This is a genomic window from Vibrio sp. TBV020, from assembly GCF_046056895.1.
Classification (GTDB): Bacteria; Pseudomonadota; Gammaproteobacteria; order Enterobacterales; family Vibrionaceae; genus Vibrio.
In genome coordinates, this window is sequence record NZ_JBEEAQ010000003.1 from 618056 (window position 1) to 632550 (window position 14495).

The 14495-nt window shown below is 43.9% G+C and carries 17 protein-coding genes; 7 read left to right on the top strand and 10 right to left on the bottom strand.

The features are described from left to right. Positions 1 to 46: 46 nt before the first annotated feature. Positions 47 to 841: an inner membrane protein YpjD gene (locus AAFX28_RS10935; protein WP_408687622.1), complete on the bottom strand. Its 795-nt coding sequence runs from the start codon at positions 839 to 841 to the stop codon at positions 47 to 49. Positions 842 to 1050: 209 nt separating this feature from the next. Here AAFX28_RS10935 and ffh point away from each other — a divergent pair, with 209 nt between their 5' ends. The 5 genes from ffh to rplS all read left to right on the top strand — a co-directional run bounded on the left by ffh (position 1051) and on the right by rplS (position 4654). Further along, a complete protein-coding gene (gene ffh, locus AAFX28_RS10940; protein ID WP_408687623.1) occupies positions 1051 to 2442 on the top strand; it encodes a signal recognition particle protein in 1392 nt (463 codons plus the stop codon). A 207-nt stretch (positions 2443 to 2649) separates the two neighbouring features. After that, the gene (rpsP, locus tag AAFX28_RS10945) at positions 2650 to 2898 is read left to right on the top strand and encodes a 30S ribosomal protein S16 (protein ID WP_004410028.1); all 249 of its coding nucleotides are present in this window, start codon (positions 2650 to 2652) and stop codon (positions 2896 to 2898) included. Between the two features lie 27 nt (positions 2899 to 2925). Then, on the top strand, positions 2926 to 3474 hold the full coding sequence (rimM, locus tag AAFX28_RS10950) for a ribosome maturation factor RimM (protein WP_159655592.1): 549 nt from the start codon (positions 2926 to 2928) through the stop codon (positions 3472 to 3474). 27 nt (positions 3475 to 3501) lie between these two features. After that, positions 3502 to 4251, top strand: a complete 750-nt coding sequence (gene trmD / locus AAFX28_RS10955; RefSeq protein WP_408687625.1) for a tRNA (guanosine(37)-N1)-methyltransferase TrmD — start codon at positions 3502 to 3504, stop codon at positions 4249 to 4251. A gap of 49 nt (positions 4252 to 4300) precedes the next feature. Beyond that, a complete protein-coding gene (rplS, locus tag AAFX28_RS10960) occupies positions 4301 to 4654 on the top strand; it encodes a 50S ribosomal protein L19 (protein ID WP_005476458.1) in 354 nt (117 codons plus the stop codon). A 302-nt stretch (positions 4655 to 4956) separates the two neighbouring features. On the opposite strand, the gene yacG is transcribed toward rplS, so the two are convergent. The 8 genes from yacG to nadC all read right to left on the bottom strand — a co-directional run bounded on the left by yacG (position 4957) and on the right by nadC (position 12063). Next, complete coding sequence (gene yacG / locus AAFX28_RS10965) at positions 4957 to 5151, bottom strand: DNA gyrase inhibitor YacG (protein WP_408687627.1); 195 nt, start codon at positions 5149 to 5151, stop codon at positions 4957 to 4959. A gap of 67 nt (positions 5152 to 5218) precedes the next feature. Continuing rightward, complete coding sequence (gene zapD / locus AAFX28_RS10970) at positions 5219 to 5959, bottom strand: cell division protein ZapD (RefSeq protein ID WP_408687629.1); 741 nt, start codon at positions 5957 to 5959, stop codon at positions 5219 to 5221. 34 nt (positions 5960 to 5993) lie between these two features. Then, on the bottom strand, positions 5994 to 6602 hold the full coding sequence (gene coaE / locus AAFX28_RS10975; RefSeq protein WP_408687630.1) for a dephospho-CoA kinase: 609 nt from the start codon (positions 6600 to 6602) through the stop codon (positions 5994 to 5996). A 1-nt stretch (position 6603) separates the two neighbouring features. After that, entirely contained in the window at positions 6604 to 7473 is an 870-nt protein-coding gene (locus AAFX28_RS10980) for a prepilin peptidase (protein WP_408687632.1), read from the bottom strand. 44 nt (positions 7474 to 7517) lie between these two features. Then, positions 7518 to 8744 (bottom strand): type II secretion system F family protein, encoded by a 1227-nt coding sequence (locus tag AAFX28_RS10985; RefSeq protein WP_408687633.1) that lies wholly within the window; start codon positions 8742 to 8744, stop codon positions 7518 to 7520. Positions 8745 to 8755: 11 nt separating this feature from the next. Beyond that, positions 8756 to 10447, bottom strand: coding sequence for a type IV-A pilus assembly ATPase PilB (gene pilB, locus AAFX28_RS10990; RefSeq protein ID WP_408687635.1), 1692 nt, complete (start codon positions 10445 to 10447; stop codon positions 8756 to 8758). After that, positions 10447 to 10917 carry a prepilin-type N-terminal cleavage/methylation domain-containing protein gene (locus tag AAFX28_RS10995; RefSeq protein WP_408690858.1) on the bottom strand — a complete coding sequence of 157 codons (471 nt, stop codon included), beginning with the start codon at positions 10915 to 10917 and terminating at the stop codon, positions 10447 to 10449. The genes pilB and AAFX28_RS10995 overlap by 1 nt, the downstream gene beginning before the upstream one ends. Before the next feature lie 258 nt (positions 10918 to 11175). Further along, positions 11176 to 12063 (bottom strand): carboxylating nicotinate-nucleotide diphosphorylase, encoded by an 888-nt coding sequence (nadC, locus tag AAFX28_RS11000; protein WP_408687636.1) that lies wholly within the window; start codon positions 12061 to 12063, stop codon positions 11176 to 11178. Positions 12064 to 12196: 133 nt separating this feature from the next. Between nadC and ampD the strand changes: the two genes are divergently transcribed. Then, the gene (gene ampD / locus AAFX28_RS11005) at positions 12197 to 12742 is read left to right on the top strand and encodes a 1,6-anhydro-N-acetylmuramyl-L-alanine amidase AmpD (RefSeq protein ID WP_408687638.1); all 546 of its coding nucleotides are present in this window, start codon (positions 12197 to 12199) and stop codon (positions 12740 to 12742) included. 147 nt (positions 12743 to 12889) lie between these two features. Here the strand turns inward: ampD and fldB are convergent, their stop codons facing one another. Further along, a complete protein-coding gene (gene fldB, locus AAFX28_RS11010) occupies positions 12890 to 13411 on the bottom strand; it encodes a flavodoxin FldB (protein WP_408687639.1) in 522 nt (173 codons plus the stop codon). A 164-nt stretch (positions 13412 to 13575) separates the two neighbouring features. Between fldB and xerD the strand changes: the two genes are divergently transcribed. Continuing rightward, positions 13576 to 14472, top strand: a complete 897-nt coding sequence (xerD, locus tag AAFX28_RS11015; RefSeq protein ID WP_408690859.1) for a site-specific tyrosine recombinase XerD — start codon at positions 13576 to 13578, stop codon at positions 14470 to 14472. Positions 14473 to 14495 lie beyond the last annotated feature (23 nt).

A 14495-nucleotide genomic window follows, 5' to 3' on the forward strand; every position in this document is an offset into this window, starting at 1 on the left:
AGATATTGTAAAAGAAAGGTGCAACTGATGCACCTTTCACTTTCAATTAGTTAAGAATGATTTCGCGGACAAAGCGGCTACCGAAGTAGGCTAGAGTAAGTAAGGTCGCTCCGGCAACGGCAAACCAAGTAACTTTACGTCCGCGCCAACCTTTTTGATAGTGGCCCCAAAGTAGTACGGAATAAACCACCCAAGCGATAAAAGAAAGAATACCTTTATGCGCTTTTCCTTGAGCAAACATATCCTGAACAAAGACAAATCCAGTGAGCAAGGTTCCGGTAAGAAGTAAGTTGCCGATCAAAATAATATTAAACAGCTGACGTTCCACCATTAACAGCGGCGGTAGGTTCGGGTTGATCGCTAATGCTTTCTTCGTTTTTAACTTATGATCGAGCCACGCCAACTGTAACGCATACAGAGCACCTATCGTGAGAGTTGAGTACGAGAAAAGCGCTAAAGAGATATGGATCAGCAGTTTCGGGTCTTGCTCTAGGTGCGTAATAAAGGTGCTAGGTAAAAAAGCAGCAGCGATTAAGTTGATTGCCGAAAAGCTGTAGACCACTGGCAGTAAAAACCACAAGCGGGTTTTGAGCATTGCACCACTCATTACTAGCGAGATAATAAAGCTAATTAAAGAAGCGACATTGAGGATGCTTAGATTTTGCCCCGAGCTACCTAGAATAAGATCGCTAAGCAACCACGCATGAAAAGCCAGTGCAAGAAATGCGCTGACGAAAACGGTTTTAACACGGATACCTGTCTGATGAACAAGTCCCGGAATGATGGTTGCAATCGCTAATGAATAGAGTATTGCAGCAACAACGGCGAGTAAGTTGTCCATTATTCTCTATGAGCTGGTGGATTTTTAACAAATTATACCCTGCATCAACGGCTTGAGCTATGAATTATCACTTTCATTTACCCAGCATGAGAGATCAAAAGTAATCTAGGCAGTGTCAAGCGAGCGGTGGCTAAGGTATACTCATAGTAATATTTCGCCAAAAGTGATGGGCGAGCCTACTTGCAAACCGTCTAGGTAAAGAGACAAAGATGTTTGAGAATTTAACGGATCGATTATCCAAAACGCTGAAAAATATCAGCGGTAAAGGTCGACTGACCGAAGATAATATTAAAGATACGTTGCGCGAAGTGCGCATGGCACTTCTTGAAGCTGACGTAGCACTACCAGTAGTACGTGATTTTATTAAGCGTATTAAAGAGAGTGCAGTGGGTGTTGAGGTGTCTAAATCTCTAACGCCAGGCCAAGAGTTTATTAAGATTGTTCAAGCTGAGCTTGAAGCGGTTATGGGTGAGTCGAATGAAGCCTTAGACCTTGCTGCTCAGCCGCCAGCTGTTATTTTAATGGCGGGTCTACAAGGTGCGGGTAAAACCACCTCTGTAGGTAAACTCTCTAAGCTTCTAAAAGAGCGTGATAAAAAGAAAGTGCTTGTTGTTTCTGCCGACGTTTACCGTCCTGCGGCTATCAAGCAGCTAGAAACATTAGCTTCTGACGTTGGTGTGGACTTCTTCCCATCATCAGCGGACCAGAAACCGATTGATATCGCGAATGCAGCAATCGACCACGCGAAGAAAAAATTCTACGACGTGCTTCTTGTCGATACCGCGGGTCGTTTAGCGGTTGATGAACAGATGATGGCAGAGATCCAAGAACTGCACACTGCGATTAACCCAGTCGAAACGTTATTCGTTGTCGATGCGATGACGGGTCAAGATGCTGCGAATACAGCGAAAGCCTTTGGCGATACATTACCGCTTACTGGTGTCGTTCTGACGAAAGTTGATGGTGATGCTCGTGGTGGTGCAGCATTATCTGTTCGCCATATCACAGGTAAACCAATTAAGTTCTTAGGTGTTGGTGAAAAGACTGACGCACTAGAACCGTTCCACCCAGATCGTGTTGCTTCACGAATTCTTGGTATGGGTGACGTCCTGTCGCTTATTGAAGATCTTCAGCGTAACGTTGACCAAGAAAAAGCAGAAAAGCTAGCGAAGAAGTTCAAAGAGAAGAAAGGTTTTGACCTAGAAGATTTCCGCGAACAGCTAGGCCAGATGCAAAATATGGGCGGCATGATGGGTATGATGGATAAGCTGCCAGGCATGAACAACTTACCAGACAACGTAAAAGATAAAGTTGACGACAAGATGTTTAAGCAGATGGAAGCGATCATCAATTCGATGACGATGAAAGAGCGTCAACGTCCTGAACTGATTAAAGGTTCACGTAAGAAACGTATCGCTGCTGGTTCTGGTACTCAGGTACAAGACGTAAACCGCCTGCTAAAGCAGTTCACCCAGATGCAGAAGATGATGAAGAAAATGCAGAAAGGTGGAATGAAAGGCATGATGCGCAACATGCAAGGCATGATGGGCGGCGGTATGGGTGGAATGGGCGGTGGTGGTTTCAATCCATTTGGCCGTTAATTTCGCTTAGCGATAAAAATTTCAAGGTGTTAGCTCGGTCACAAACTTAAATACAGTTTTATGTTGGTGAAAAAGTAGCTAAAGACCTTGCATTGCTCCGGAATAAGAGTAAAATTCCGGAGCTTTATTTTGGCACGAGCCCCAAATCATTTAGCGATAAATGGTTTCTGGGGTTAATTTTATTTTTGAGAAAGCAAAGAGGACGACATGGTAACCATTCGTTTGGCACGTCACGGCGCTAAAAAGCGTCCATTTTATCAAATCGTAGTAGCGGACAGCCGCAATGCAGCAACTGGCCGTTTCATCGAGAAAGTTGGTTTCTTTAACCCAACTGCACAAGGTCAAGAAGAAGGTCTACGTCTAGACTTAGATCGCGTTAACCACTGGGTTGGTCAAGGCGCATCTCTATCTGACCGCGTTGCTAAGCTAGTTAAAGACGCTCAAAAAGCGGCTTAATTCTTACTTAAAAGAAGAAATTAGCTTATGTCGATGAAAGGTAATGAAACGATGAGCGAAGACAAGATTGTTGTGGGTAAGTTCGGTGCTTCTTACGGCATTCGTGGTTGGCTTAAAGTTTTGTCCTACACAGACAATGCTGAAAGCATATTTGATTACGCGCCTTGGTTTGTGAATCAAGGTGGACAGTGGGTCGAGTACAAAGCTGAAAGTTGGAAGCGCCATAACAAAGGTTTGGTGGTAAAGCTTGAAGGTCTGGATGTGCGCGAAGAAGCGCAATTACTGACAAACTTTGAAATCTCTATTGACCCTGCGGTATTGCCAGAATTGCCATCAGACGAGTTCTATTGGCGTGATTTGATTGGAATGCAAGTAGTAACTGACAAAGGTTACGATCTAGGTACTGTCTCTGACATGCTAGAAACTGGCTCCAACGATGTTCTAGTGATTAAAGCAAATCTAAAAGATGCTTTCGGGCAAAAGGAACGATTAATCCCGTTCCTTGAAGAGCAAGTGATCAAAAACATTGATCGTGAAGCTCAACGGATCGAAGTTGACTGGGATCCTGGATTCTAATTCCAAAATTACAGAGCGAGAGAACACATGTGGGTTGGCGTAATTAGCCTTTTTCCTGAAATGTTCCGTTCTGTTACTGATTTTGGAGTAACAGGTCAAGCGGTTAAAAAAGGTCTTTTATCTATTGAGACATGGAATCCTCGTGATTTCACTCATGATAAACATCGCACTGTTGATGATAGACCTTACGGTGGTGGTCCTGGCATGTTGATGATGGTTCAGCCTTTGCGCGACGCTATTCAGACAGCCAAACAAGCATCACCGGGTAAGACGAAAGTCATTTACCTTTCTCCTCAAGGTCGCAAACTCGACCAGAAAGGAGTTGAAGAACTAGCGACAAATGAGAATTTACTTCTGATTTGTGGTCGCTATGAAGGGGTAGATGAGCGCATCATTCAATCCGAAGTTGACGAAGAATGGTCAATTGGAGATTTTGTGATGACGGGTGGGGAAATCCCAGCCATGACGTTAATTGATTCAGTTTCTCGGTTTGTTCCGGGGGTACTAGGAGATTTTGCGTCAGCAGAAGAAGATTCTTTTGCGAATGGCTTGTTAGATTGTCCGCACTATACTCGTCCTGAAGTGTTAGATGGTAAAGAAGTACCTGCGGTACTCAAATCTGGCAACCATAAGGACATTCGTCACTGGCGACTCAAGCAGTCGTTAGGCCGTACTTGGCTAAGAAGACCAGAACTCCTGGAAAACCTAGCTCTGACTGACGAACAGGAACAATTACTGGCTGAATTTATTAAAGAGCACCGCTCTAGTAAAAAGTAAGCAGTAACCTAATTAATTTAGTATCAGTTTATTCTAGGAATTTATTAAAATGAGTAACATCATCAAGGCTCTTGAAGAAGAGCAACTAAAATCAGACCTACCTAAATTTGCACCAGGTGACACTGTTGTAGTTCAAGTTAAGGTAAAAGAAGGTGACCGTGAGCGTCTACAGGCTTTCGAAGGCGTTGTAATCGCAATCCGTAACCGTGGTCTACACTCTGCTTTCACTGTACGTAAGATCTCTAACGGTGAAGGTGTAGAGCGTACGTTCCAAACACACTCTCCAATCGTTGATAGCATCGAAGTTAAACGCCGTGGTGCAGTACGTCGTGCCAAGTTGTACTACCTACGTGAGCGTTCTGGTAAGTCAGCTCGTATTAAAGAGAAACTTGCTAAGAAGTAATGCTATAACTAGCGTTCTCATAGTATTAGCGGAGGCCAATTGGCCTCCGCTTTTTTATTTGTGCTTGCGTTAATCATCACCATAGTGAACCCTAGTTCGTCATTCCATAGAGCGACGAAGGAGAGAGTAGGGAATCTCCATTGGTATCAAAGATCCCCAATTCGCTCGTACCTCTCTCTTGAGGATGACGAAACCAAAACTTGCTTCTTACCTAAAAAAAAGCCGATGTTCTCACATCAGCTTCTCTTTTTACTCGTATCAAGCAATGTAGCGCTCTAGAGTCTAGACTCTTGCTACTCGCTCTAGTACTGGTCTTCAGACCACCCATCGGCGTCAGACATATCAGGTGCGCCGGGAATGGTATTCTCTTCATCAGCCCACTCGCCAAAATCGATCATTTGGCACTGCTTACTACAGAATGGACGGAAAGGGCTTTGTTCACCCCATGGGACGTCTTGGCCACATTGCGGGCATGGCACTATGGTAATTTTTGACATGATAATTCTCTAACTTAAGGCGAACGATATCGCTAGTATACTAGGAATAATAAGGTATGCGTTTGGATTAGCAGCAAACCGCTAATTTGAAATCAATATCGGCAGTTGAGGCTTGCCCTGATTCAAACTCAATGAACTTGATCGCGAAGCGATTCTTATGGCCTGAAATCATTGGGTAAACCCCATGGTGGACCGGCAGCTCTAAACGCAAAATATTCGCTTCCTCAGCGTCACTTTGGTAAAAGCCTGATTTAGCTTGGATAGGGCGAAAATGACCAGTTTCGCGAGTGAGTTTTAGCCACTGTTTCAAAGCGATAGAAAGAGGCTTTAATGAGCTAAGCCACTTCTGAGCATCCGCTCGTTTCTTCTCAATAGGTAGGTGAAGCCAATGATGAAGAGCTGGAAGATCAAAACAACACGAACCGCCTGGTAAGTTAAAGCGTTGGCGAATCGCGCTTAAGAAGCGGTCTTCTTTTAAGCTTTGACCGAAGCGTTCTGCACTCATTAAACCACTGTGTGCTGCATCCACTTCTGCTAATACATTTTTTAGCATTTCTTGATCAACACCTTCTACATTTAACCAAGAGCGGTATGCGAGGCGTTGTTTCTCTATGTCTTTGGCTAACTCACTTTTTAACTGAATTTGCTCAAAGATTTCGACAATATCAAAGAGAGAGCGATAAAAAGTGAGATGCTGCATATCATCACTAAACTTCGCCGCAATATTTAGCTGATTGAGCAGTGCTTCTACTCTCAGATAAATACGGGTCTTTTCATTTAGTGGATGTTCGAAGTAATGGGTTGTCATTAATATGCAGCTCTGGGTTCTCGTCATCTTATTCTCACAGATTTGCACCACACATTTCTAGGAACTTTTGGTGTAATTCTGTGATTTGAGGCAAAAGTTTTTGGTTTTTTGCATTATTTTTAATCACATAGTCAGCGATCGCTAGCCTTTGCTCTCTGCTCGCTTGGGAGGCAAGGATTGCTCGTGCTTGAGAGGCCTCTACATTATCGCGTTCTACAGTGCGTTGGATTTGCGTTTCTTCATCAACATCAACAACCAAAATTTTATCTGCAAGTGCCTGTAAGTTATTCTCGACCATGAGTGGAATGACTAGCAGTGCATAGTCAGAGGTTACCTTGCCTAGCTCACTGAGCATTTGGCTTCTAATCATTGGGTGTAGTAATTGATTTAGCCATTCTTTCTCTTCCGGCTGGCTAAAGATGATTTCCCGTACAGCGCTTCTATCTAATGTTCCGTCATCATGAATAACCTGAAGGCCAAAATGTTCAGTGATAGCGTTGAGTCCTTTTGTGCCAGGTTCGACAACTTGTCTTGCAACAACATCAGCATCAACAATTTCAATGCCAAACTCTTGGTTGAATAAATTGGCTATGGTTGTTTTTCCACTGGCAATACCGCCAGTTAATCCGATCACTAGTGCCATATTAAATACCTACAAAGTTCCCTAAATACCAATTAAGGATTTGATCGCCCCACATCAAACTTATCCAGCCAGCAATCGCCAAGTATGGGCCAAAAGGAAAAGCTTTATCGATACCTTGTTGTTTTAATCGTAGTTGGATAAGGCCAAATACCAGTCCAACCAACGAAGAGAGTAGAATGATCATCGGGAGATATTGCCAACCAAGCCAAGCGCCGAGTGCAGCTAGCAATTTGAAATCACCATAACCCATCCCTTCTTTCCCTGTCATGAGTTTAAACGCCCAGTAGACACTCCATAGCGCCAAATACCCTGCGATGGCGCCGATAACCGCATCTTGAAGTGAAACCGGGCTTAAACCAATAAGTGCTAGTGCGATACCTGACCATGTTAATGGTAGTGTCAGTTGATCGGGGAGCAGCATTGTATCTAAGTCGATAAAGGTGGCAGAGATCAATACGAAGGTGAAGAAGATCAGACAAATAGAGAAATAGCTAAAGCCAAATTGGTACGCAATCATGAATGACATAACACCGGTGAGCAGCTCGACCAATGGGTAGCGAACGCTGATCTTGTTATTGCATTGGTGGCATTTGCCTTTTAGCAACAACCAGCTGATTACTGGAATATTGTCGATGATACGAATTTTAGTTTCACATTTTGGGCAAGTTGAAGCGGGTACACTTAAGTTATATGTCCCCTGTGGTGGCTCAATTTTATATTCGGGAAAACTCTCAGCACACTCTTGTCGCCACTCTCGTTCCATCATGATAGGAAGACGGTGTATGACTACATTAAGAAAACTGCCTATTATCAGACCGAAAATAGCGGCCATGACAGGAAATAGCCAAGGGTAATAATAAAAAATATCCATAGAGGGGGCAGCTTGCTCGATAGTAAAGAGTATTGTTCTCTATACTATCCTAAGACGTTCATTAAGTTAAAGATTGGCAGGTACATTGCTACAACTAATCCCCCAACAACGACGCCAAGGAAAATGATGATTAAAGGCTCCAACACTTTCCCTAAGTTGTCGACGGTGTTATCAATTTCAAACTCATAGATAGTCGCGATTTTATTTAACATATCGTCTAAGCGGCCAGACTCTTCTCCGATCATGACCATTTGTAGCACCATCTCTGGAAAGCACTGAGCATTGCGCATTGCAATATAGATTGGCATACCCGCGGCAGTATCAGTGTGTACGCGAGTGATAGCTTCTTGGTAATGCACATTATTAGCGGTTTTCGCTGATGTTTTTAAGCTAGTTAGAATGGGGATGCCTGCGCTAAAACTAGTCGCCAATGTACGGCTAAATTTGGCAATTGACGCTTTAGTTATCACACTACCAATAATAGGCACTTTGAGCCCTAGACGACTTGCAGCTAAACGAGCGCGGAAAGATTTTTTACGAGCTAATTTTGCTGTGATAATTACGGCCGCTAATGTGAGGAGTGTGGCGAAGCTGTAAGTTTGGGTCAAATAAGAGAGTTGAAGGACTTTCTGAGTAAACCAAGGTAGTTCAGCACCAAATCCTTTGAACATGGATTCAAACTGAGGGATGACCATTGTTAGCATTAAATATGAGACTGATAAAGCTATCAGTACAACCATGCTTGGGTAAATCAACGCTTTGATAACTTTGGCTCTGAGTTGCTCTGACTTCTCCCTATAGGTGGCGATACGTTCAAAGACTTCAGCTAAGTTACCAGCTTGCTCTCCCGTTGCAACGAGATCAACATATAAGGTGTCAAAGTGTCCACTGGCAGTACGCATTGCCTTAGATATAGGCGTTCCTGACTCTACACCTTTAGATATCTGAGCAAGTATCGACTTCATTTCAGCTTTTCTGTGGTTATCCGCTACCAGTTTTAATGCATGAATAATGGGAACACCTGTGGCAAGCATTGTCGCGAGCTGACGAGTTAGAATAGTGATGTCTTTCGTTTTTATGCGTTGTGACAATCGAGTAATGGCTGAGATACTCTTTTTCTTAAGCTTTTTTATTTGGACGTGCTGCTCTTTAAGTTTATCTCTTACTTCTGCTTCACTGAGCGCTAAAAGTTGTCCCGAAACGAGTTTTCCTGAGCTATTAATGCCTTTCCAACGATAGCTTTTCAATTGAGCTTGGTGGCGTCTTTTCATCTGTAATTCCGTTAAATGTAGAGGACCCTTTGCAGCTCTTGATAGCTCGTGGTTCCTGCAAGAAGCTTTTCAACTCCGGACTCTTTTAGGGTTTGCATACCTTGCTGTTTCGCAAGTGCTTCAATATGTTGCACGCTAGAGCCTTCGTTGACGGCTTGTGCTAAGTGATGATCAAACGCCATCACCTCGTAAATGCCAATACGTCCAGAGTAGCCTTGATTGCATTCGCTACAGCCAGCTTGATTAGCCTCGTAAACCATGGTTTTGGGAGCAAGCTTGAGTATCTGTTCAGCTTGTGATGATGCTTGCGTTTCTTGTTTGCAGTGACGACACAGCTTTCTAGCTAGGCGCTGCGCAATGATTAGGCTTAAAGAGGAGGCAACGTTGAAAGATTCAATACCCATATTACTGAGTCGTACGACACTCTCGGCGGCTGAGTTGGTGTGTAGGGTGGAAAGGACTAAGTGGCCAGTTTGCGCCGCTTTCACTGCAATTTCTGCGGTTTCAAGATCGCGAATTTCACCGACCATCACAACATCAGGGTCTTGGCGTAGGAAGGCTCGTAGCGCTTCGGCAAAACCAAACCCTATTTGCGGTTGTACTTGAACTTGGTTAATACCTGGTAGGTTGATCTCAATAGGATCTTCCGCGGTAGCAATGTTGATTTCTGGCGTATTAAGTATTTTTAAACCGGTATAGAGTGAAACGGTTTTGCCACTGCCTGTTGGCCCCGTCATTAAAGTCATCCCTTGCGGTTTTTTCAATGCCGATAAATATAGCGCTCGTTGCTGCGCGTTATAGCCTAGGGACTCTATATCTAAACTCGCACTGCTACTGTCTAATAGACGCAGCACGATCTTTTCTCCCCATAATGTCGGCAGGGTTGAGACTCGCATATCAATCGCAGTTTCTCGGCTGAGCCTTAATTTAATTCGTCCATCTTGAGGAAGGCGTCTTTCCGCAATATCCAGTTTGGCTAGGATCTTTAAGCGTGCAGAGAGTCGTCGACTAAGGTGATGCGAGGGCTGCTGCGTTTCAATCAGAATACCATCACAACGTAATCTCACTCGGTAGAGTTCTTCGTATGGCTCAAAATGAATATCGGAGGCACCTTTACGTACAGCATCAAGCAAAATTTGGTTGATAAAGCGACTTACTGGAGCTTGATCCTTACTTAGATCCTCTATTGTCGTCATCTCATCGTCAGAGACTTCTACTAATGAAGCGAGCTCCTGCTGATTGATCTCTTTGTTGCCGATAAGATCTTCGCCCGCAATCGCTTTACCATATAAACGGCGAATCGCCCCTTGAAGCTGCTTAAAATCAGCCAAAACAAGTTCAGTCTGCAGTCCGGTGGCGAAGCGAAACTCATCTTCAATATCTAAGTTGGTTGGGTCGGCAACAGCAATGGTTAAAAGCTGAGATGTTTGAGAAATGGGCAAAGCAGTAAAGCGAGTGATAAGTTCTCTCAGCCCTAAATTCTGACAAATGGGTTCATATTCAAATTTTGTAAGATTGGTCTCTGGCAAACCGAAAATATGCGACAGCTGTTCAGTCAATTCGTATTGATGGATTAATTGGAGTGATAGCAAAGCTTCAGGCACACACTGGCCTGAAGCTTTAACATGTTCCACGAGTTCTGCTTCTTGCCCACTACTGAGAATATTTGCTTGGCGCAAGATAGAGGGGAGGTTGGTTAGCATTATGGGCAATAGGTTGTTTGTTGGGTCGTTAATGCGGCATCAGTGTAACATTTTGCTTCCCAAGTAATTCCTGTTGACGCATAAGTAGCGGTAGCTACGTACGTTTCATTCGCTTTAATTGGACCTTTTGCGCTGGCTGCTTTCACGCGAACGTCAACTGCTCCTGAAGCCGAGCCTCCAATGGCGGTGACTTCTAAATCGTTCAGGGTAAATGTTGCAGGAACGCCATTAGAGTTTTGGATACAAGATGTTTTAAATGAAGCAGCATCTCCAGCATTTTCATGGGCACAGAGTTCAACCGCTAATTTCATGGATGAAGCCACTTTAGGAAATTCAGCTAAAGTGGCTTTCTTTGTATAGTCTTGGTAAGCCGGAATAGCAAAAGCGGCAAGAATGCCAATAATCGCTACTACGATCATTAACTCAATTAAAGTAAAGCCACCTTGCTTGTGGCGTTGTTTGGTTTGCATCATTTCTCTCCATAGGTGAATGCGAAAAGTAGGAGAGAGGATAGTCAGCTTAGAATAGTGGTGATAACTTTTGCTGAGGGCTTTCCGAGCAGATTATGAAAACTTGGTGCTCTGTTTCATATTCCGTGCAAAAGCGTTCGAGGGAGAGCAAGCTTTATTATTTAGAGTCTTAAGCTTGATACAAAAGCAGAGACTCAATGGTCTCCGCTTACCGTCTGAAATATAAGACAAATATTTAACTTTTTGGTAGGCTCAATGCTACTTAAAACGCATCGAAAGATCCATTGCTTTCAAGTGCTTGGTGAGTGCGCCCACCGAGATGTAGTCCACACCAGTTTCTGCGTACTCACGAAGTGTCTCTAGTGTGACGTTACCTGAGTTCTCTAATGCAGCGCGGCCTGCGTTGATTTTCACGGCTTCACGCATCATATCGGTGGTGAAGTTATCTAGCATGATGATATCTGCGCCTGCTTCAATTGCTTCATTCAGCTCTTCAAGGCTTTCTGTTTCTACTTCAACTGGTTTACCAGGGTTGAGTTCTTTCGCTGTTTTGATTGTTTGCGCGATACCGCCGTTAGCGATGATGTGGTTTTCTTTAATTAGGTAAGCATCAAACACACCGATACGATGGTTAAAACCACCGCCACACGCTACTGCGTACTTTAATGCACTACGTAGACCAGGAATGGTTTTACGTGTATCTAGCAGGCGACAATCCGTACCTTCAAGCTCTTTAGCATATCGGGCTGTAATCGTTGCGCAGCCAGAAAGCGTTTGGATAAAGTTCATCGCATTGCGCTCACCGGTTAGTAGGGCACGTGCAGGGCCTGAAAGTGTACAAAGTACTTGGTTTGGCTCAACGCGATCGCCATCTTCTACATTCCACTCGATAGTCACTTCGCCGCCAAGCTGCTTAAAGACTTCGTCTGCCCAAGCTTTACCACAAAAGACACCGTGTTCACGGGTAATCAACGTTGCTTCATTGTGAGCGTTGGCAGGAATTAGACTTGCAGTAATATCAGCAGCAGAATCAAGAGTGCCACCGAGATCTTCCTTAAGTGTTTCTGCAACAGTACGAGAAATTTCTAGTGGCAGTTGCTGTTTCAAATATTCTAGGCGTTCTTGGCTATTGTGTGTGTTTTTCATCGCAAATCTAATACGCAGTTGAACAAGAGGTGGGCATGATACGATGACTAAGCATGAAATTCAGCCATTAATCTCGCATTTCATTGCCAAAGGGATAAAATCACAATCAATTGGGTTAAGAAAGAGCGGCAAAATGATTGATAACCAAGGTTGGTACAGTGAAGCAAGGCATGTCCCTTCGCCATTTTATGATCAAAGAACGGACGAGTCGGATATCTCATTGTTGGTCGTGCACAATATAAGCTTACCCCCTGGCCAGTTTGGTGGCCCTTATATTGAACAGTTTTTCACAGGGAACTTAGATCCTAACGATCATCCGTTTTTTAAAGTTATTCATAAAATGGGAGTATCAGCTCACTGCTTGATTCGCCGAGATGGTCAAGTGGTGCAATTCGTCCCTTTTAAAGCTAGAGCATGGCATGCAGGCGTTTCGAGCTTTGCAGGCCGGGAGAAGTGTAACGACTATTCGATTGGTATTGAGCTAGAAGGGAGTGATTTTGTTGCTTATACCGACGAGCAATATGCAGCCCTGACCAAGCTCACCAAACAAATACAAACCCATTATCCGATGATTACGTTACCGAGAATCACTGGGCATCAATATATTGCTCCGCTGCGAAAAACGGATCCGGGGTTGGTGTTTGATTGGGTTCGATTTAGAAGTGGATTAGGTGATTGATTTGGCACTAAACAGAGCAGTGGTCATTCCATAGAGTGACGAAGGAGCGAGTAGGGAATCTATTCAAGTTTTCGAGTAACTTTAAGAGATCCCCAATTCGGTCGTCTCTCCCTTTCGGGAATAACGATGTTCATTTGAAACTGTTTCTTACAGGGACTCTTGATACTCAACCAAAATCTGCTCAACCCACGATGCAATACGTTCATCGCTCAGCTCATATTGAGAGTCTTCATCAAGCGCTAGGCCGACAAACTTTGTTTCATTGTCAGTGAGTGCTTTAGAGGCTTCAAACTCATAGCTATCATCATTAGGCCAATAACCGACAATGTTTGCGCCAGTCTTTTTAATCTCATCGTGGAGCAGTCCCATCGCATCGAGATACCACTCGCCATAGCCTTCTTGATCGCCTAAGCCGAATAGTGCGACGGTTTTGCCATCGAGCGCTACGCCATCGATTTGATCCCATAATTCGTTCCAGTCCTCTTGGATTTCACCAAAGTCCCACGTCGAGATACCTAAAATTAGAAAATCATACTCTGTCATTAAAGAAAGAGGAGACTCTTTAACATTGTGAATATCAACAAGGTCTGCACCAATTATATCTCGGATCTTCTCTGCTGCCATTTCGGTGTAGCAAGTGGTGGAACCGTAAAATAGGCCGATTTTCATAGCGTTCTTTATTATTGTGAGAAATGGATGGTGAATTCTAACCACAAAATGGCGAGCTTTGCAGCGAATATCGGCCTCAGGTGTGATTTTTTATAGCTTTATTCGTGTCGGGCACTTACATTTGAGCGCATAACGAAAACAAGAGGTGTGCTGTGTCAGAACAAATGTCACCCGATCAAGGCATCGTAGAACAGTTTCTAGATGCGATGTGGATGGAGCGCGGATTGTCTGAAAATACGTTGGCTTCGTACCGCACAGACTTAGTAAAACTGCTTCAATGGATGTCCGCGAACAACTATAAATTGGACTTTATTAGCTTATCAGGCTTACAAGAATATCAAGCTTGGCTAGTGGATGAGGGATATAAGCAAACATCTCGAGCCAGAATGTTGTCAGCGATTCGTCGCCTGTTCCAGTATTTACACCGAGAAAAAGTGCGAGGAGATGATCCCAGCGCTTTGCTGGTTAGCCCTAAATTACCAAAAAGGTTGCCAAAAGATCTGAGTGAAGAACAAGTCGATGCGTTATTAGATGCTCCAGATCCGAATGATCCTATGGAACTTCGTGATAAAGCTATGCTAGAACTTCTCTATGCGACAGGTTTACGTGTTACTGAGCTCGTCAGTCTTACGATGGAAAATGTCAGCCTACGCCAAGGTGTTGTCCGGGTTACAGGTAAAGGCGGTAAAGAACGTTTAGTCCCAATGGGCGAAAATGCGGTCGATTGGATTGAAACTTTTCTTCATCAAGGCAGGTCTGAGTTACTTGGGGACACAACGTCGGATGTGGTTTTTCCGAGCAAACGTGCAAGGCAGATGACCCGACAGACCTTTTGGCATCGTATAAAACATTATGCTGTGAAAGCTGGTATTGATACTGAGTTACTGTCACCTCACGTGCTACGACATGCATTTGCGACCCATTTGCTTAATTACGGTGCCGATTTACGAGTTGTACAGATGCTATTAGGCCACAGTGACTTGTCTACCACACAAATTTATACTCATGTAGCGACAGAGCGATTGAAACAGCTGCATAGTGAACATCATCCAAGAGCCTAACGATATAACGTTAAGCTTAAATT